The sequence below is a fragment of the Stappia sp. genome, from assembly GCF_965276915.1.
Lineage (GTDB): Bacteria > Pseudomonadota > Alphaproteobacteria > Rhizobiales > Stappiaceae > Stappia.
The window spans coordinates 1,693,809-1,712,242 of record NZ_OZ255709.1; the positions used below are offsets into that span (position 1 = coordinate 1,693,809).

An 18,434-nucleotide genomic window follows, 5' to 3' on the forward strand; every position below is an offset into this window, starting at 1 on the left:
AATCATGATTGTTGACGCGATCCATGCCTGTTGGTGATGGATCGCGTCCCGGGCCTTGCTGTCCTGCGCTGGTTCAGGCGCGCCCGCGCGCGCGCCAGCGGGAACGGATGCCTTCCGAGGTCAGATAGACAAGACCGAAGAGATAGAGCCCCGTCATCGACAGCATCGTGACGATCAGCAGGGGATAGCCGACCCAGATGACGGCCAGCAGCCAGAGCGCGAGGATGTTGAGCACGAAGGCGAGCCGCTCCGCATAGCCGCCCAGCCGGGCGCTGCGCACGAAGGCGCCGAACACGGGGATGTATTCGAGAAGGCGGATGAGCCTGTTCGTCATGAAATGTCCGTCCTGTTGTCGCGGCGCCCGGCAGGCCGCGGCTGGCGGCCTGCCCTCCACGGGCGCGAAACCGGCACCTTAGCCTCGAGACCCCGCGCCCGGTGATGCGACGGCCTGTCCCTGCGACAATCTCGACCGGCTTGCCCGGGAGGCGTGCGTGCGTGTCTCAGCCCGCGATGCCGCCGGCGCTTTCGTGCCAGCGCGGCCGGTAGCCGGCGGCAAGCACCGACACGATGGCCGGCGGGGTGAGGAGTTCCGCCAGTGCATCGGGATCCGTTCCCGCTACCGCTGCGTAGCCGTTGAAGCTCCAGCCGAGCAGGCGGCCCTTGCAGGGCGTGACGACCTGGTCGCCGACACGGGCCATTGCCCCGTCCGGCAAGGCGCCGAGCCGCGCCAGGGGGCGCTCCCCGGTTCGCTCGCCGTGCAGCCTGACATCCATCTCGGGGGCGCTTGGTCCTGGCCGGGTGCCGTCGGCCCGTGTCCAGGCCTCCCGGAAGCGCAGTGCATCGGCGCGCCGGCACTCGAAACAGGGACGATGGCCGGCGGCGAGCGCGGTCACCTCGTCGAGGAAGAAGAACTCCGTGTAGCCGGCGCCCATCACGCTGCGATGCCGGTCCTTGAAGGCGATCTCGCAGCAGATCCATGCGCGCGAGCGCCAACGGGCCCGGCCGAGAGTTCGCGTTTGCGGGTCATGCAGCCGGCCGCCGCGATTGCCCATCAGGGTGCCGCGCGCCGTCACCGCGTGGAACGTGCCGTCCGGTGCGACCCGGTTTCGCAGTGCCACGGCTCAGCCCAGCCGCCAGTCCTCGGTCTCCACGCCCTTGTCCCGCAGCTGGTTGACGCGATCGTTGGAGTAACGCTGAAAGCCCTCGCTTTGATGCGCGCCGCTGCGCACCCATTCGAAGAAATGATAGAAGTAGAAAGGCGGGAGGTAGCCCTGGATGCGGGCCAGCTCCGCCGAGCGCCCGTCCTTGCCCTCCACCGCCTCGATGCTCTTGGGGAAGAAGACGATCGTCGGCGTGAAATTGACCAGCCAGCGCCGCGCCAGCGCCCGCTCCTCCATCGCCTCGCCGTCGAAATCTGTGGTCTCGCGGGCGCCGAACAGGTCGAGCTGGATGAAGGAGAAATTCTCCTTCAGATAGGGGAGATAATCCTCGCGTGCGAGGTTGACCTCGTGGGTCTTGCGGCAGAACGGGCAGCCGCCCTGTTCGAACATGACCACCAGATGCTTGTCCGCCGCATGTGCCTCGGCGAGGTCCTCGCCCAGATCGAGAAAGCTCTCGACGAACCAGTCCTGCTTGTAGAGCCCGTCATCGCCAAGTGTCGCGGCGCGGGCAGGGCGCGCGGGGGCTGTTGACAGGGTCGCCGCCGTGCCGGCGGCCAGCGCGCCAAGGCCGAAGTGCCGTCTCGTGATCATGATGTGTCCTCCCGACATATTCCGTGTCGGGAATGTATCAGGTCTTCCGCGCCTTGCCATCCGGTGAAATCGCGAGGGTGGGTTTCTCAGACGTCGTCGACGACAAGAATGTGCAGCGCCCGCGGGCCGTGCGCGCCGAGCAGCAGGGTCTGTTCGATATCCGCCGACCGCGACGGGCCGGTCACAAGGTTCACCGTGCGCGGCATGACGCCCTTGCCGTGTATCTCCCTGACGCGGTCCCACAGCGTCTCGTAATCGCCGGCAATGTCGGCGGCCCGAAGCACCACGATGTGGTGTTCGGGAACGAAGTTCAGCGTCGTCGGATTGTCCGGTCCCGATGTCAGCATCAGCGTTCCTGTCTCGGCAACGCCGCCAAGCGCGTGCGAGACGCTGGCCATGTCGTCGGCCTGCGCCGGGCCTTTCGCCACCTCCAGATGTGCCTGGCCCTGCCAGGGCAGGTCGGCCAGGCGGGTATCGGCGCCGGTGCGCACGCGCGCCGGCAGGTTCTTCGATTTCAGATAGTCGCTGACCGCGGCCGGAACATCCGCACTGCCCGGGAGCCGGGCGATGCTCGCCTGCACCTTCTCCGCCATTTCGCAGAAGAGGGCGATCCGGCCGGCGGGGTCAAGCTGGCCGCGTGCGGGGATCAGGCCGCGGGGGCTGCGCTGCAGCCGGTCGGTGACGGCGGCGCGGCGTGCGTCGTCGTCCCTTCCCCGTCCCATGGCGGCGCGCATCTTGGCCAGGATGGCGGCTCGTGCATCGCTCATCGGGCGCCTCTCCTGCTGTTGCCGTGCCGTTTTGCCCATTGGGCCTGGAATGTCCCTCCCTCGGGAGCCGGCAGGTCGCGGTAGCGGGTCCATCCGCCGGCAAGCGGCATCGCCCGGAAGCGCCCGCGTGCGCGGCCCATGAGCCCGAGCGTGCCGATGGCGACCCGGGTAAGCGCCTGGTAGAGCGCCGGGCGCTTGGCGAAAAACGCCCACAGGCCGAGACCGTAGCGGGCCGCCGCCGGATTGAGGTTGCGGGAGAACTCCCGCTCGCGCCAGTGCCGCATCATCTTCGGCAGGGGGATCCGCATCGGGCAGACGCTTTCGCAGCGCCCGCAGAAGGTGGAGGCGTTGGGCAGGTGGCCGGACTGGTCGACGCCGATCAGCGAGGGGGTCAGCACCGCGCCCATCGGGCCCGGATAGACCCAGCCATAGGCGTGGCCGCCGACCGCGTGATAGACGGGGCAATGGTTCATGCAGGCGCCGCAGCGAATGCAGCGGAGCATGTCCTGGAACTCCGTGCCGAGCATCGACGAGCGGCCGTTGTCGAGAAGCACGACGTGATAGTCTTCCGGCCCGTCGGGGTCGATCTCGCGGCGCGGCCCGGTGGAGAAGGTCGTGTAGACCGACATGTCCTGGCCGGTGGCCGAGCGTGCCAGCACGCGCAGGATCTGCGACACGTCCTCCAGCGTCGGCACGATCTTCTCGATCGAGGCGACCACCACATGCGTCTTCGGCAGCGACTGCGTCAGGTCGCCGTTGCCTTCATTGGTGACGATGACCGACGTGCCTGTTTCGGCGACCAGAAAATTCGCGCCGGTGATGCCGATATCGGCCTGGAAATACTTCTCGCGCAACACGGCCCGGGCCTCGCCCAGCAGCGTCGTCGGCTCATCGAGATTGCGGTCCGGGTCGAGATGGGTATGGACGCGGCGGAAGTCGGCTTCCACCTGGTCCTTGTTGACATGCACGGCCGGCGCGATGATGTGGCTGGGATGCTCGCCGCGCAGCTGGATGATGTATTCGCCCAGATCCGTCTCGACGGGCGCCACCGAGTGCTCCTCGAGAAAGGCGTTGAGGCCGATCTCCTCGGTGATCATCGATTTGCCCTTGGTCACCGTGCGGGCATTCTTCTGGCGGCAGATGTCGAGGATGATGCGCCGCGCGTCTTCCGCCGTTTCGGCCCAGTGCACATGGCCGCCGGCCGCCTCCACCTTGTCGGCATAGGCCTCCAGGTAGAGGTCGAGATGGGCGAGTGCGTGGTCCTTGATGTCGCGGGCGTTGTCGCGGAGCCTGTCAAACTCGGGCAGGGCCTCGGCCGCGACCGCGCGCTTGGCGATGAAACCGGTTCGCACATGGCCGAGCGCGCGCTGGAGAGGCGCATCCGCGAGCGCCTCGCGGGCATTGGCCTTGAACGCCGGGGAGGTGATCTCAACCACGGGGTTCTCCTTCTTCGTCGATCAGAATCTCGACGATCACCGTGTCGCGCCAGCGGCCGTCGAGCTTGCCGTGGCGGGTATAGGTGCCGACCTCGCGAAAGCCGAGACTGTGGCACAGCGCCAGGCTGGCGGTGTTTTCCGGGAAGATCCGCGACAGCAGCTTCCAGGCGCCGTTCACGCGTGCCGCCTCGATCAGGCCGGCAAGTGCTGCCCGGCCGCATCCCGTGCCCCGGGCATCACGCCGGACATAGACGGAAAACTCCCTGACCCCGTCATAGCAGGGGCGGGCGCGGTAGGGGAAAGCGGCGGCGTAGGAGACGATGTCGCCGCCCGCATCCTCGACAACGACGAGCGGATGGCCGGCATCGAACCAGGTTCCGATGGCGTCGGCATCGCGGTGTTCGGTCTCGAAGGTCGCGACCCGGTCGTCGATGCCCTGGTTGTAGATCGCGGCGATCGCCGCCGCATCCGCCCGGCGACCGGCACGCGCGGTGAAGGACATTGCGGCGGGCACATCTGCGGCGGGGGCGGGGGCCGTCATGGTTCAGCCGCGCCTCTTCTCGCCGATTGCCGGCTGGTCGGTCATGCCGGCAAGCACCTCGGCGACATGCCGCGCCTCGATCGCCGAACCTTCGCGCTTCAGCTTGCCCGCCATGTTCATCAGGCAGCCCAGATCGCCGGCCAGCAGCAGCGATGCGCCGGCCTCGCCGATGGTTCCGGTCTTTTCCTCGACGATCTTGTTGGAGATGTCCGGATACTTGACGCAGAACGTGCCGCCAAAGCCGCAACACACGTCGGAATCCTTCATTTCCTTCAGCTCGAGCCCCTCGACGGAGCGCAACAGTTGGCGCGGCTGTTCCTTGATGCCGAGCTCGCGCAGGCCGGAACAGCTGTCGTGATAGGTGACCGTTCCGTCATGACGCGCGCTCACCTCGGTAACGCCGAGCACGTCGGCGAGGAAGCTGACCAGTTCGAACACCTTGGCGGAGAAGGCTTCGGCGCGGGCGCGAGCCTCGTCATCGTCGTCGAACAGCTCGGCGTAATGCTTCTTCAGCATGCCGGCACACGAGCCCGACGGGGCAACGACATAGTCGTAGTCCTCGAACGAGCGGATGACGCCTTCCGCGATCGCGCGCGCATCCTTGCGGTCGCCGGAATTGAAGGCCGGCTGGCCGCAGCAGGTCTGCGCGGCCGGCACGTCGACGCGGCAGCCGGCATCTTCCATGAGCTTGACCGAGGCGAAACCGACGCTGGGCCGGAACAGGTCGACAAGGCAAGTCACGAAGAGGCCGACACGTGGCGCCTTTCCGGCCTCGGAGCGGCCGTCGGGGTTTTGCTGCGCGTCGTGCTGCGCGTTGGCTGTCATGGAGTGGTGGCTTCCTCTGTCGAGCGGCGCTGCGGGCGGCGCCTCTTGCTGTCGTCCTGTTCGCTCTCGATGCGTTGTTCGAGACGCAGGGCGGAGACGTTGTTCCAGCTGCCCGTCCGCGCCATCGCATGGGCAATCTGTTCGACATAGTCGATATGGGCGCCAGCTGCCTCGGTGGCCGCGGCCGCGTCGCCGGACATCACCGCCTCGTAGATCGCCCTGTGCTGGGCAAGCAGCCGCTCGCGCGACCCGGGATAGCGGTAAAGCTGCACGCGGCTGTAGAACACGCCGTCGGCCAGCAGCCGGTAGCAGGAGCGCAACGTGTGCAGCAGCACGATATTGTGCGCGCTTTCGCCGATTGCCTGGTGGAACTCGACGTCGAGCTCCGCCTCGGTGTCGAAATTCTCGCTGTCGTGGGCGGACTCCATCGCGTTGAAGATGCGGCTGATGATCTCGCGGTCGGCTTCGGTCGCGCGAAGGGCGGCCAGGCGCGTCGTCATCCGCTCGATCTCGCGGCGGTATTCCAGGTAGTCGGCAATGGCCGGCGGATGACGGCGCACCAGCTCGACGATCGCGTCGGAGAACACGGTTCCGATGACATCGGCGATGAACGTGCCGCCGCCATGACGGGTGACGAGCAGCCCGCGCTCCTCCAGCGTCTTGATGGCGTCGCGGAGAATGGGACGGGAGACGTCAACTTTTTTGGCCAGATCGCGCTCGGCCGGCAGCCGGTCGCCGGGGCGCAGGACGCCCTGGAGGATGAGCTCCTCAACCTGGTCGACAACCGAATCTGCTGTCCGGTTGTGTTGGATCTTTCGGAATACCATTTTCCCGTTCGTTTTTATTGCAGCGCCAGAAGATGATATTGCATCGCAGCAAGTAGCGTTCGCTTACGGCGCGGACCAGCAATCTATTCTGTGTTGCGTTGAGTGGTCAATATTGTTATCCAGTTAGGGCGAGGTGATTGCTCCGGTTGGGAGGCCGGGGGGAGCATCATTCGTTCCGGATGGAGAATGGGACATGTCTGCGCCTGACCGGGCGGCGTCGGTTGGGCTGGTCTGAGGCGTGTCTTGTGATGTGCCGGAGCGGAAGGCTGTCACCTTGTGCCGACCCGCTGCGAATTGGGACCGCGGCGGTTTGACGTACGTGCGGGCAAACGCCCGTATGTCTGTTCCTAGGGAGGACATCAACGTGAAATCATTTCTTTCAGCAGTTGCCGTAACGGCGTCTCTTGCGGTAGGCGCGGCTTCGCCGGCCGTCGCGCTCGACAAGCTCGACTGGGACATGCAGTCCACCTATCCCGGGTCGCTGACGCAGCTCGGCACCCTCGGAAAGGTTCTGTCGGAGCGCCTCAACGCCGTGTCCGGCGGCGAGATCAACCTGAAGTTCCAGGAGCCGGGTGCGATCGTTCCGGCGCTGGAGGCGTTTGACGCCGTGGCAAGCGGCGCCGTCCAGGCGGCGTGGTCGACGCCGGGCTACTGGACCGGCAAGGACAGCTCGCTGGCGCTCTTCGCGGCCGTGCCCTTCGGTCCGAGCACGCCGGAATACGTGTCCTGGCTCAAGTTCGGCGGCGGCCAGGAGCTGCTCGACGAGATCTACGCCGCATATGGCATCAAGTCGCTGATCTGCGCCGTCATCGCGCCGGAAGCGGCCGGCTGGTTCCGCAAGGAGATCAAGTCGGTCGACGACCTCAAGGGCCTGAAGATGCGTTTCTTCGGTCTTGGCGCCAAGGTGATGCAGAAGCTCGGCGTCTCGACGCAGCTGCTCGCCGGCGGCGACATCTTCCCGGCGCTGGAGCTCGGCACAATTGATGCGACCGAGTTCTCGATGCCGGCGATCGACCTGAAGCTCGGCTTCTACCAGGTCGCCAAGTACTACTACTTCCCGGGCTGGCACCAGCAGTCGACCATGTTCGAGCTGATGCTCAACAAGGCCGAGTGGGATGGCCTCGACGACCAGACCCGCTCGATCTTCGAGACGGTCTGCGATGCCAACATCGTCTACGGCATGGCCGAAGGCGAGGCGATCCAGGCTTCGGCTCTTGCCGAGCTGAAGTCGAACGGCGTCAACATCATGGAGTGGGATGACGCCACCCTCACCGCGCTCGAGGCCGCATGGCTCGAGGTCGTGGAAGAGGAAAAGGCCGCGAACCCGAACTTCGTCAAGGCCTGGGACTCGCTGACCAAGTTCCGCGAGGAATACAAGATCTGGTCCGACATCGGTTACCTGAAGAGGTAATCCGGACGGCAAGAAACGATCGCGCGGCCTTCGGGTCGCGCGATCCTGCGTGCGCGGGTCACAGGTGACGGACTGCGTGTCCCCCGGATGGATCTGCCGCCGCTGTCCCTGTCGTGTCGCGATACCCCAGTCGGGAGTAAGGTCTTCATGTCAACTCTGCTTTGCCTTGCCGGCATTGCGCTGTCCGTGATCGCGCTGTTCGGGCTGGGCGTTCCCGCCTACATCCTGTGCCCCGTCGCCTTCGTCCTCAGCGCGATCGGCGGTCTTGCCCGCGGTCGGCTGTCGCTGGCGATGGCGGGAATGGTGCTGAGCGCTTTCGTTTTCGCCATCACGTCGGACGGCATGACGGCGCTGCTGACGTCGCTCGACGTCAATCCGCGCAATTTCTTCCGCGCCTATGACGGCCTCTCGGGCCTGATCGGCGCCCTTCTGATCCTTGGGCTGACCCTGCTGATGGCACGCCGCCACGCGCCGCAGGGGTTCGAGACCATGCTCGGCGCATCGGACGATATCGACCGCGTCGTCAACGGCGTCGGCAAGCTGGCCTCCTGGCTCTTCGTGCCGATGATGATCGTGATCTTCTACGACGTCAGCCAGCGCAAGCTGCTCGACTTCGACAACTCGATCATCGATTCACCCTTCTATTTCGACAGCACCAAGCTGCAGGAGCTCGAATGGCACCTGCATGCCACGCTGTTCCTGCTGTGCCTCGGCTTCGGCTACCGCTACGACGCCCATGTGCGCATCGAGCTGGTTCGCGACCGCCTCCGCCAGCGGGCCCGGGTGTGGATGGAGCTGCTCGGCATCCTCTTCTTCCTGCTGACCTACTGCTACCTGACGGTCGAGTTCGGTTGGGTCTTTGCCTCCAAGTCGTACCAGATCGGGGAGGTGTCGGCGGCCCAGACCGGGCTCAGTCACCGCTGGGTCATCAAGGGGATGCTGCCTGTCGGCTTCGCGCTGCTCTTTGCGGCCGGGGTTTCGGCCGCTTTCAGATGCGTCGTCTACCTGTTCGGTCCGACCTACCTGAACGAACGCTCCGGCGACTACGCAGGGACCCATCATGCGGACCTGCCCAAGGATGTCGCCACCAATGGGCCGATAACGGACTGATCGGGGATTTCGCATCATGACATTTGTGGAACTTCTGCCGGTCTTCATGTTCCTGGCGCTTGCGCTGTTGCTGTTCACCGGTTTTCCCGTCGCCTTCATCCTTGGCGGCGTGGGTCTTGGCTTTGCCTTCCTTGCGCAGGAACTGGGCGCCTTCAACGTCGCCCGGCTCGTCATCATCCCGAACCGCATCTTCGGCGGGACGATGGAAAATCCCGTCCTTGTGGCCATTCCCATGTTCATCTTCATGGGAACGATGCTGGAAAAATCCGGCGTCGCCAAGGATCTGCTCCACTGCCTGCAGGTGCTGACGAGGCGCATTCCCGGCGGTCTTGCGCTGTCGGTCACGCTGATGGGCACCATCATGGCCGCCACCACCGGCATCATCGGTGCCTCGGTGGTGATGATCACCCTGCTGGCCCTGCCGGTGATGCTTGAGCGCAACTACAACATTCCCCTGGCAACCGGCACGATCGCCTCGTCGGGAACCCTCGGCATCCTCATTCCGCCATCGATCATGCTGGTAATCATGTCGGACCTGATGTCGATCCCGGTCGGCACCGTCTTCGTCGCCGCCATTGTCCCGGGACTTCTGCTTGCCGCGCTTTATGCGCTCTACATCATCGTCCTGTGCCGGCTGAAGCCGCATCTCGCCCCGCCGTTGCCGGACGATATCGGACCGACCAACCGGGCCGAGTTCTGGACGATGATCTTCAAGAGCTTCATTCCGCCGGTCTTCCTGATCGTCATTGTGCTGGGTTCGATCTTCGCCGGCCTGGCCACGCCCACCGAGGCGGCGGGCGTGGGCGCTGCTGGCGCGACGCTGCTGGCGCTGCTGAACAGGAAACTGTCGGTGAGCGTCATGAAAGAGGTGTGCCATCGCTCGGCGCTCACCGGCGCCATGCTGTTCGGCATCTTCCTTGGCGCCACCTGCTTCTCGCTGATGTTCCGCTGGCTGGGCGGCGAGGTGCTGATCGACGAGTTCATCGCCTGGGCCGGTGTCGGTCCCTGGGGCATCCTCTTCGTGCTGATGGGGATGATCTTCTTCCTCGGCTTCTTCTTCGACTGGGTCGAGATCACCCTGATCGTCCTGCCGGTCTTCGGCCCGATCGTCGCCGCGCTCGACTTCGGCACCCATCTCGGCGGCTACGAGGGGGTTGGCGAGGCGGCCCTGATCTGGTTCACGATCCTGGTATCGACCAACCTGCAGACATCCTTCCTGACGCCGCCATTCGGCTTCGCGCTGTTCTACATGAAGGGTGTCGCGCCTCCGGGCGTCACCATCCAGCACATCTACAAGGGCATCATCCCCTTCGTGCTGTTGCAGCTGATCGGACTTGGACTGTGCATCCTGTTCCCGGATCTGGTCCTGTGGCTACCTAACCTGTTGCTTGGCAAGTGATGCCTGTGAACTAATGGTTCTCCGTCTTTCGTGACGGAGAACCGGCCGGCAGCACGGGAGGCGCCAGACCATGGCGAACAGGGACGAGGAGCTTGCGCCACAGGCCGTTCGGGCCGACGGCGGGGATCGCCATGGGTCCGAGCGGCTTCCCGCCTTTGCGGCGCATCCCGCGCGGGATCTTGTCCTGGGCGAGGTGCATGCCCGTCCGTTCCACCCGCTCGCCGGACCGCGTGTCTTCCTGCGCTACGGTTTCGTCGTCGACGAGGCTTCGGTCGAGCGCGACCGGGAGTGGTTTTCCGGCTATTGCCGGTCGATCGGCATGCCCGGCCCGGCGGCCGCCGAACGCCACCATCTCCTGCGCCTTGGCGAGGCGGTGCTTCGGCGCGAGCGTCATGGCGAGTTCATTACCTACACATGGGACGGGCCGCTCGATGCAGCGGCGAATGGCGAGGTTCCCCCCGAAGGCCATCCCTTCGGTGCGCGCTTCCAGGCGCCGGGGCCGTTGATGGTCGCGATCCGGTGCGATTTCGTTCCCGCTGCCAGCGCCGCCTTCGAGACCCGCTTCGAGCGTTTCGACCAGGCCAGCCTGTCTGTGGCGGAAACCGACGGCGGCGCGGCGGTGATCGCGACCGACTTCCGGCAGGACCGCGACGGCCTCACCCGGCTTCTTGTCGGGGACCAGTCGCTCAATGCCGTGCAGGCGGGCGCTCTGACCCAGCGCCTGCTGGAACTGGAGACTTACCGCACCTTCGCGATGCTTGGACTGGCCGAGGCCAACCGGCAGGCGCCGCGGGTTTCGGAGATCGAGGCCGGCCTTCTGGCCATCACCGAGCGGATGCGCGCCAGCGTCGGCCTTGATGCCAACCGCCTGCTGCTCGACGAACTGACCCGGCTTGCGGCCGACCTGGAGGCCGGCGCGGCAGCAAGCGCCTACCGTCTTGGAGCCAGCCGCGCCTATTATCAGATCGTCAAGCAGCGGTTGGAGGTTCTCGGCGAGCACCCGCGCGGCGGCTATTTCACCTTTACCCAGTTTCTCAACCGGCGGCTGGCACCGGCCATGCGCACCTGCGAGACCCTCGACGAGCGTCAGGCGAACCTGTCGCGCAAGCTCGCCCGCGCCGCGACGCTGCTGCGCACCCGGGTCGACGTCGAGTTGCAGGAACAGAACCGCACGCAGCTTGAAGCGATCAACCATCGCGCCCGTTTGCAGTTGCGCCTGCAGCAGACGGTCGAGGGCCTGTCGGTTGCCGCCATCAGCTATTACGTGGTCGGCCTGATTGCCTATCTGGTGAAGGGCATGAAGAGCGGCCCGCTCGCGACTTTCCTGCCATCGCCGGAGGTCATGGCCGGTGCCTCCGTGCCGGTCGTGCTGGCCGCCGTCTATCTCGTCGTTCGGCGCATTCGCCGCCATCACGGAGACGCGGACGGGCGCGAATGACCGCGGCCTCCCTCACTTCGTCCGGGGCGCCGTCCGGCGGGAGCTTCGATGTGAAAAGGGCCGGACAATGGTCCGGCCCCTTCTTGTCGCACTTGATCGGCAGCCGCCGGACCCTGGCCCGGCGGCCGGCGTCACTTGGTCGTGCCGTCCGCGTTGAACTGCGTCAGATAGGCGATCACGTCGGCGCGCTCGTCTTCCTTCTTGAGGCCGGCAAAAGCCATCTTGCCCTTCGGGATCACCTTCTTGGGTGCCTCGAGATAGGCACCGAGCGTCTCGGCGTCCCAGACCTTGCCGGCTTCCTTGCCCTCGAGCAGCGGCTTGGAATACTTGTAGTCGTCGGCATGGCCCCAGGGGCCGTCGACGATGCCGTTGAGTGCGGGGCCGACCTTGTTCTTGGCGCCTTCTCCCACGGCATGGCAGGCCATGCACTTGCGGAAAACCTTCTCGCCGGCGGCTGCGTCGCCTTCGGCATGCGCGTTCGCCGAAAAAGCCAGAATGGCAGCGCCAGCAAGCAGCATCAGACGTTTCATAAGCATCTCTCCCGAAACTCTCTTGTTCCTCAGTCCGGGCGCGTGTCGCCCGAAGGCCTGTCGGACAGGTCCCTGAAGACTAGCATGCTCCACGGCGACGTCACCCCGCAAGGGCAGGGTCAGTATGTCGCATTGGCTCGGGCGCCCCTTTGCGGATCAGCCGGCCTCGGCCGTCACCGGCGCGCTGTCGGGGATCGTCAGCCACTGGTCGAGCCCCTGGTCCCAGTAGGGAGCGGGGCCATAGAGCTTGGCGAGAAAGTCGATGAAGACGCGAACTTTCGCCGGCAGGAAGCGCCGGCTCGGATAGACCGCGTGCAGGCCGACATTCTTCGAGGCGCGGTAATGCGGCAGGACGATGCGCAACCGGCCGTCGTGCAGCTCCGGGCCGATATCCCATGTCGACCTGAGCGCGATGCCGAGCCCGGCCAGAAGGGCCTCCCGCACGACTTCGCTGGAATTCGTGCGGATCGGACCGCCGGTGCGCACCATTTCGATACCCTTGGGACCGGCCAGTCGCCAGATGTCCTGCTGGGTGGTCGAGATGCACGAATGGCTGGCCTGCAGTTCCTCCACGGACCCGGGCGCGCCGCAGCGTTCCAGATAGGCGGGCGCGGCGCACAGAACCCTGTGGACCGGCGCCAGCCGGCGCGCGACGAGGCTGGAATCCTCAAGTTCCGCGATACGTATGGCAAGGTCGTAGCCTTCGCCGACAATGTCGATGAGTTCGTCGGAAAGGTCGAGATTGAACGACAGGTCCGGATTGTCGGCAAGAAAGGCTCCCAGATGCGGGGCGACATGCATGCGGCCGAAGGCTGTCGGCGCGCTGACTTTCAACGTGCCGCGCGCGATCGCCGAGCGCCGGGTGACGAAGGCCTCCGCTTCTTCCACGGAGGCCAGGATGGCGACGACACGCTTGTAGTAGCCCTGACCCGCCTCCGTCAGCGCCAGCTGCCGGGTGGTGCGCTGGAGCAGCCGCGTGCCGAGGCGATCCTCGAGCCGGCGCAGGCGTTTCGAGACCACCGCCGGAGACAGGCCCATTTCCCGGCCCGCTGCCGACATGCTGCCGGCCCCGACCACGCGGGCGAAAATCTCCATGTCTGGGAAACTGCTCATTTTCAACGCACCGGACTTGGTTCTTGTCTGCTTTCAAAGATTCATGACAGACGCAGGACATGTAAACTGGGTCAAGCGCCAGAACCGTCCCGAGGCCGTCAATTTTCGCTCTTCAGGATCTATACGTGCGCCCCGTCCGGGTGGATTTGTTGACGCCGCATCTTGAACCGAAAGGAAGGACAACGCCATGACCGGCATTGCCATGCCCCTACCCGACGCCGACGTGCTCGCCCGGCGATCGGAAATCGTCAAGGCGCTCAAGGCGATGGTTCCCGGCGAAGGGGTGATCGACGCCGAGATCGGCATGCGGCCCTACGAGTCCGACGGCTTCAACGCCTACCGCCAGATGCCGATGGTCGTGGTCCTGCCGGAGACGGTCGAGCAGGTCGGGGCGGTGCTGCGCTACTGCCATGAGAACGGGGTCAAGGTGGTGCCGCGCGGCGCCGGCACCTCGCTGTCGGGCGGCGCACTGCCCGTTGGCGACGGCGTCCTCATGTCGATGATGAAGTTCAACCGGGTGATCGAGGTCGACGCGGCCAATCGTGCCGTCGTCGCCCAGCCCGGCGTCACCAATCTCGGCATCACCCGTGCGGTCGAGCATCTCGGTTTCTATTACGCGCCCGATCCCTCCTCGCAGATTGCCTGTTCCATCGGCGGCAACGTGGCGGAAAACTCCGGCGGCGTGCATTCCCTCAAATACGGGCTCACCACCAACAACGTGCTCGGCCTCGAAATGGTGCTGATCACCGGCGAGGTGATCCGTCTTGGCGGCAAGCATCTCGATGCCGAGGGCTACGACCTGCTGGCCTTGATGACCGGTTCGGAGGGGCTGCTCGGCGTTGTCACCGAGGTGACCGTGCGCATCCTGCAAAAACCGGAGACGGCGCGCGCCGCCCTGGTCGGCTTCCCCTCCAGCGAGGCGGGTGGCCAGTGCGTCGCGGAGATCATCGGCGCCGGCATCATCCCGGGGGGCATGGAGATGATGGACGAGCTTGCCATCAACTTCGCCGAGGATTTCGTCAATGTCGGCTATCCGCGCGATGCCGGTGCACTGCTGATCGTCGAGCTCGACGGTCCGGATGCGGAGGTCGACTACCTGCTCTCCGAGGTCGAGGCCATTGCCCGGCGCAACGGCGCCACGTCGCTCCGGGTCTCCAATTCCGAGGAGGAGCGGCTCGCCTTCTGGGCCGGGCGCAAGTCGGCGTTCCCGGCGGTGGGGCGGATCTCGCCCGACTATCTGTGCATGGATGGCACGATCCCCCGCCGCGCCCTGCCGGAGGTGCTCGCCCGCATGCGCCAGCTTAGCGAGAAGCACGGGCTGCGCTGCGCCAATGTGTTCCATGCCGGCGACGGCAACCTGCATCCGCTCATTCTCTACGACGCCAACAAGCCGGGCGAACTGGAGACGGCCGAAGCCTTCGGCGCGGATATCCTGCGGCTCTGCGTCGAGGTCGGCGGTGTGCTGACCGGGGAGCACGGCGTCGGTATCGAGAAGCGCGACCTGATGCCGGAAATGTTCTCCGAGGATGACCTCAAGCAGCAGCAGCGGGTCAAGTGCGCCTTCGACCCCAAGCAGTTGCTCAACCCGGGCAAGGTGTTCCCGGTGCTGCATCGCTGTGCCGAGCTCGGCCGGATGCATGTCAGCAAGGGGCAGTTGCCGTTCCCCGACATTCCCCGCTTCTGACCCCCCGTTTCCGACAGAGCCGAACCGCAAGCCAGGACGAGAAGACACCATGCCAGACACGTTCAAGCCGCGCACGGCCGAGGAGGCCCGCGACGTCGTCCGCTGGGCGGCGGCCGAGCACGAGCCGCTGGAGATCGTCGGCCAGGCCTCCAAGCGCGCCCTCGGGCGCCCGGTCCAGGCCGGCCATCTGCTCGACATGTCGCAGCTTTCCGGCATCGAGCTCTACGAGCCGGCCGAGCTGATCCTGACCGCATTGCCCGGCACGCCGATGGCCGAGATTGAGGCGGCCCTTGCCGCCGCCGGCCAGGAACTCGCCTTCGACCCCCTCGACTATGGCCCGCTGCTCGGCCAGCCGGCGGGGCTCGGCACGCTCGGCGGCGTCGTCGCGGCCAACCTTGCCGGCTCCAAGCGGCTCAAGCACGGCGCAGCGCGCGATCATGTGCTCGGCATGGAGGCGATCTCCGGACGCGGCGAGATCTTCAAGTCCGGCGGCCGGGTGGTGAAGAATGTCACCGGTTACGACCTGCCGCGCACGCTCACCGGATCCTGGGGCACGCTGGCCATCGCCACCTGCCTGACGCTGAAGGTGCTGCCGCGTGCCGAGACCGAGGCGACCTTCCTGCTCTCCGGCCTTTCCGATGCCGACGCCGCGCTGGCGATGACTGCCGCCATGGGCGCGTCGGCCGAGGTTTCCGCCGCCGCGCATCTTCCGGACAACGCCGCCAACCGCCTTGCCGCGCGCGGTCATGTGCTCGCCGGTCCCTCCACCTTGCTGCGGCTGGAGGGTTTCGGCCCCTCCGTCGACTACCGTTTCGAACAATTGCGCGGCCTGCTTGGCGCACGCGCCAGCGTCACGCGGATCGAGGCCGAGGCCTCGCGCGACCTGTGGCGGGCCGTGCGCGACGCGGAAGCCTTCGCCGGTACCGACGATATCGTCTGGCGCATCTCCGTTGCCCCGACCGCCGGCCCCGCCGTGGTCGCGCAGCTGGCGGAGGCCTTTTCCTGCATCGCCTTCTACGACTGGTCGGGCGGTCTTGTGTGGCTCGCCGTGCCGGGGGATGAGGCCCGCGCCGGGGAGATCCGGTCCGTCGTCGCGGCCACCGGCGGCGGGCATGCCACGCTGGTGCGCGCGCCAGCGCCCCTTCGCTCCGCCATCCCCGTGTTCCAGCCGCAGCCGGCGCCGCTTGCCGCCCTTTCGGCCCGGCTCAAGGAACAGTTCGATCCACACGGCATCCTCAATCCGGGCCGCATGACCGCGGGACACTGATATGCAGACCAGCTTCTCCATCCACCAGCTTGCCGATCCGCACATGGCGGAATCGGAAAAGATCCTGCGCAAATGCGTGCATTGCGGCTTCTGCACGGCGACCTGTCCGACCTTCACGCTGCTTGGCGACGAACTCGACAGCCCGCGCGGGCGCATCTACCTGATCAAGGAGATGCTCGAGAACGACCGGCCGGCCGATGCGCGCACCGTGCGTCATGTCGACCGCTGCCTCTCCTGCCTGTCCTGCATGACGACCTGCCCCTCGGGCGTCCATTACATGCACCTGGTCGACCATGCCCGCGCCCATATCGAGCAGACCTACAAGCGTCCGCTCGCCGACCGGCTGACGCGCGAGCTGCTCGCCTTCGTGCTGCCCAATCCGGGCCGCTTCCGCATGTCGCTTGTGGCCGCTTTCTTCGCCCGGCCCTTCGCCGGACTGCTGAAGACGCTCGGAGGCCCGCTGAAGCCGCTTGGCGCCATGCTGGAACTGGCGCCCGCGCGCGCACCGCTTCGTTCAGCGATGGAAGGTCCGGGGAGTTTTCCGGCCACCACGGCGCGCCGCGGCCGCGTCGCCATGCTGTCCGGCTGTGCCCAGCCGGTTCTGGCGCCGCAGATCAACGAGGCGGCAATCCGCCTGCTCACCCGTGCCGGCATCGATGTGGTGCTGCCGGAAGGGGAGGGCTGCTGCGGCGCGCTCGTCCATCACATGGGCAAGGAGGAGCGGGCGCTCACCGACGCCCGCCGCAATGTCGATGCCTGGTGGCGCGAAATCGAGGGCGGGGGGCTCGACGCCATCGTGATTACCGCGTCCGGTTGCGGCACCACGATCAAGGATTACGGCTTCATGCTGCGCGGCGATCCAGCGTATGCCGAAAAGGCCGCGCGCGTATCCGAACTGGCCAAGGATATCAGCGAGTTCCTGCCGACCCTGGAGCTCGGCGCGCCGGAGCGGCCGGGCGGGCTTGTCGTTGCCTATCACTCCGCCTGCTCCATGCAGCACGGCCAGAAGATCACACGCCAGCCGAAGGACCTCTTGAAGGCGGCCGGCTTCACCGTGCGCGACGTGCCCGAGGGGCATCTGTGCTGCGGCTCCGCCGGCACCTACAACATCCTGCAGCCGGATCTCGCCCGCCGCCTGCGCGACCGCAAGGTCGCCAATATCGAGAAGACGGCGCCGGACCTCGTCGCCACCGGCAATATCGGCTGCATGACCCAGATCGGCGGCGGCACCGGCCTGCCGATCGTCCATACGGCGGAGCTGCTCGACTGGGCCTATGGCGGACCGGTGCCGCTCGCCCTGCGCGAGACCGCGCTGGCCGCGCGCGCCGTGGAGGCGGCCGAGTGACGCCCGCCGAGTGACGCCCGCCTTGCACGGATCGACCGACCGGCCGTCATGACAAATGCAAAAGCCCCGCGGCGAGGCCGCCGCGGGGCTTTTGCTTTTTCGCCTTGAACGCCGCTGCTGCGCAGCCTTCAGATCACCTGGACCTTGGCCCCGACCGGCACGCGCTGGTAAAGGTCGATCACGTCCTCGTTGCGCATCCGGATGCAGCCGGAGGAGACGGCCTTGCCGATCGTCCACGGCTCGTTCGAGCCATGAATGCGGTAGAGCGTCGAGCCCAGGTAGAGGGCGCGTGCGCCCAGCGGGTTCTTCGGTCCGCCGGGCATGAAGCTCGGCAGGCTGGGCTGGCGCTGGCGCATTTCCGACGGCGGCCGCCAGTCGGGCCATTCCGCCTTGCGGGTCACCTTGTGGGTGCCGGCCCATTCGAAGCCGGGCCGCCCGACGCCGACGCCGTAGCGCCGCGCGAAACCGCCCTTTTCCACCAGATAGAGATAGCGCTCATTGGTATCGATGACGATCGTTCCCGGCGCGTGCTTGCCGTCATAGGCAACCGTGGTCGGCAGGAAACGGGGATCGACCGTGCGCTGCGGCCGCTGGCGTGCCGGTGCGGCCGGAGCAACGCCCATGTGGCGCACCCGCTGCGGCTGCATCTGCACAGGCGGGCGCACGCGCGCGGCCGGACGGCTGGTCACCTGCGCGCGCAGGCTGCGCCGGTGTGGCTGCAACTGCAGCACCCAGGGTTCGGTAAGGTCCGGGCTGAGCAGAAGCGGCGGCGCGCTGGCGCCGCTGCGGTAATCGGCCTGGGCCGGCGACAGCGCGCAGGCGCCGATCCACGCCAGCGCGGCAAGTAGCTTTGATGTTCGTTGCATCGACGTACTCGCAACCTCTTCGTCGGTACACGGGTCCATGCGCCGGAACGGGCGGTGCCGGAGGGGTCCGGACCGAGGCAACGGCACATGGGTCGAAAGATTATCCGGTTGCGGGCAGTCAATC

At 66.5% G+C, this 18,434-nt stretch carries 18 protein-coding genes; 7 read left to right on the forward strand and 11 right to left on the reverse strand.

The genetic code is table 11. The features are described from left to right. Positions 1–73: 73 nt before the first annotated feature. From ACQY46_RS07915 to ACQY46_RS07950, 8 genes are all read right to left on the reverse strand, one after another. Positions 74–334 carry a hypothetical protein gene (locus tag ACQY46_RS07915; protein WP_428699711.1) on the reverse strand — a complete coding sequence of 87 codons (261 nt, stop codon included), beginning with the start codon at positions 332–334 and terminating at the stop codon, positions 74–76. Positions 335–500: 166 nt separating this feature from the next. Continuing rightward, positions 501–1,118, reverse strand: coding sequence for a hypothetical protein (locus ACQY46_RS07920; protein ID WP_428699712.1), 618 nt, complete (start codon positions 1,116–1,118; stop codon positions 501–503). A 3-nt stretch (positions 1,119–1,121) separates the two neighbouring features. After that, positions 1,122–1,751, reverse strand: coding sequence for a thioredoxin family protein (locus ACQY46_RS07925; RefSeq protein WP_428699713.1), 630 nt, complete (start codon positions 1,749–1,751; stop codon positions 1,122–1,124). A gap of 86 nt (positions 1,752–1,837) precedes the next feature. Then, positions 1,838–2,518, reverse strand: coding sequence for a LutC/YkgG family protein (locus ACQY46_RS07930; protein ID WP_428699714.1), 681 nt, complete (start codon positions 2,516–2,518; stop codon positions 1,838–1,840). After that, on the reverse strand, positions 2,515–3,954 hold the full coding sequence (locus ACQY46_RS07935; protein WP_428699715.1) for a LutB/LldF family L-lactate oxidation iron-sulfur protein: 1,440 nt from the start codon (positions 3,952–3,954) through the stop codon (positions 2,515–2,517). Before ACQY46_RS07935 ends, ACQY46_RS07930 begins: the two co-directional genes overlap by 4 nt. Beyond that, positions 3,947–4,495 (reverse strand): arsinothricin resistance N-acetyltransferase ArsN1 family A, encoded by a 549-nt coding sequence (locus ACQY46_RS07940; protein WP_428699716.1) that lies wholly within the window; start codon positions 4,493–4,495, stop codon positions 3,947–3,949. Before ACQY46_RS07940 ends, ACQY46_RS07935 begins: the two co-directional genes overlap by 8 nt. Positions 4,496–4,498: 3 nt before the next feature. Beyond that, positions 4,499–5,320 carry a (Fe-S)-binding protein gene (locus ACQY46_RS07945; protein ID WP_428699717.1) on the reverse strand — a complete coding sequence of 274 codons (822 nt, stop codon included), beginning with the start codon at positions 5,318–5,320 and terminating at the stop codon, positions 4,499–4,501. After that, positions 5,317–6,147, reverse strand: coding sequence for an FCD domain-containing protein (locus ACQY46_RS07950; RefSeq protein ID WP_428699718.1), 831 nt, complete (start codon positions 6,145–6,147; stop codon positions 5,317–5,319). Before ACQY46_RS07950 ends, ACQY46_RS07945 begins: the two co-directional genes overlap by 4 nt. 364 nt (positions 6,148–6,511) lie before the next feature. Here ACQY46_RS07950 and ACQY46_RS07955 point away from each other — a divergent pair, with 364 nt between their 5' ends. From ACQY46_RS07955 to ACQY46_RS07970, 4 genes are all read left to right on the forward strand, one after another. Beyond that, positions 6,512–7,558 (forward strand): TRAP transporter substrate-binding protein, encoded by a 1,047-nt coding sequence (locus ACQY46_RS07955; protein WP_428699719.1) that lies wholly within the window; start codon positions 6,512–6,514, stop codon positions 7,556–7,558. A 147-nt stretch (positions 7,559–7,705) separates the two neighbouring features. Then, positions 7,706–8,668: a TRAP transporter small permease subunit gene (locus ACQY46_RS07960; RefSeq protein ID WP_428699720.1), complete on the forward strand. Its 963-nt coding sequence runs from the start codon at positions 7,706–7,708 to the stop codon at positions 8,666–8,668. 16 nt (positions 8,669–8,684) lie between these two features. After that, on the forward strand, positions 8,685–10,067 hold the full coding sequence (locus ACQY46_RS07965; protein ID WP_428699721.1) for a TRAP transporter large permease: 1,383 nt from the start codon (positions 8,685–8,687) through the stop codon (positions 10,065–10,067). A gap of 70 nt (positions 10,068–10,137) precedes the next feature. Beyond that, on the forward strand, positions 10,138–11,505 hold the full coding sequence (locus tag ACQY46_RS07970) for a DUF3422 family protein (protein ID WP_428699722.1): 1,368 nt from the start codon (positions 10,138–10,140) through the stop codon (positions 11,503–11,505). A 131-nt stretch (positions 11,506–11,636) separates the two neighbouring features. Here the strand turns inward: ACQY46_RS07970 and ACQY46_RS07975 are convergent, their stop codons facing one another. Both ACQY46_RS07975 and ACQY46_RS07980 read right to left on the reverse strand, forming a co-directional pair. Beyond that, the gene (locus ACQY46_RS07975; protein ID WP_428699723.1) at positions 11,637–12,035 is read right to left on the reverse strand and encodes a c-type cytochrome; all 399 of its coding nucleotides are present in this window, start codon (positions 12,033–12,035) and stop codon (positions 11,637–11,639) included. A gap of 156 nt (positions 12,036–12,191) precedes the next feature. Further along, the gene (locus ACQY46_RS07980) at positions 12,192–13,148 is read right to left on the reverse strand and encodes a LysR family transcriptional regulator (protein ID WP_428699724.1); all 957 of its coding nucleotides are present in this window, start codon (positions 13,146–13,148) and stop codon (positions 12,192–12,194) included. A gap of 187 nt (positions 13,149–13,335) precedes the next feature. Here ACQY46_RS07980 and ACQY46_RS07985 point away from each other — a divergent pair, with 187 nt between their 5' ends. Genes ACQY46_RS07985 through glcF form a run of 3 tightly spaced genes read left to right on the forward strand, consistent with a single transcriptional unit; the run spans position 13,336 to position 17,444 of the window. Further along, a complete protein-coding gene (locus tag ACQY46_RS07985; protein WP_428699725.1) occupies positions 13,336–14,832 on the forward strand; it encodes an FAD-linked oxidase C-terminal domain-containing protein in 1,497 nt (498 codons plus the stop codon). Positions 14,833–14,881: 49 nt separating this feature from the next. Further along, positions 14,882–16,099 carry an FAD-binding protein gene (locus ACQY46_RS07990; protein ID WP_428699726.1) on the forward strand — a complete coding sequence of 406 codons (1,218 nt, stop codon included), beginning with the start codon at positions 14,882–14,884 and terminating at the stop codon, positions 16,097–16,099. 1 nt (position 16,100) lies between these two features. Next, positions 16,101–17,444 carry a glycolate oxidase subunit GlcF gene (glcF, locus tag ACQY46_RS07995; protein ID WP_428699727.1) on the forward strand — a complete coding sequence of 448 codons (1,344 nt, stop codon included), beginning with the start codon at positions 16,101–16,103 and terminating at the stop codon, positions 17,442–17,444. Positions 17,445–17,572: 128 nt separating this feature from the next. Here the strand turns inward: glcF and ACQY46_RS08000 are convergent, their stop codons facing one another. Then, positions 17,573–18,310: a L,D-transpeptidase gene (locus ACQY46_RS08000; RefSeq protein ID WP_428699728.1), complete on the reverse strand. Its 738-nt coding sequence runs from the start codon at positions 18,308–18,310 to the stop codon at positions 17,573–17,575. Positions 18,311–18,434: the final 124 nt, after the last annotated feature.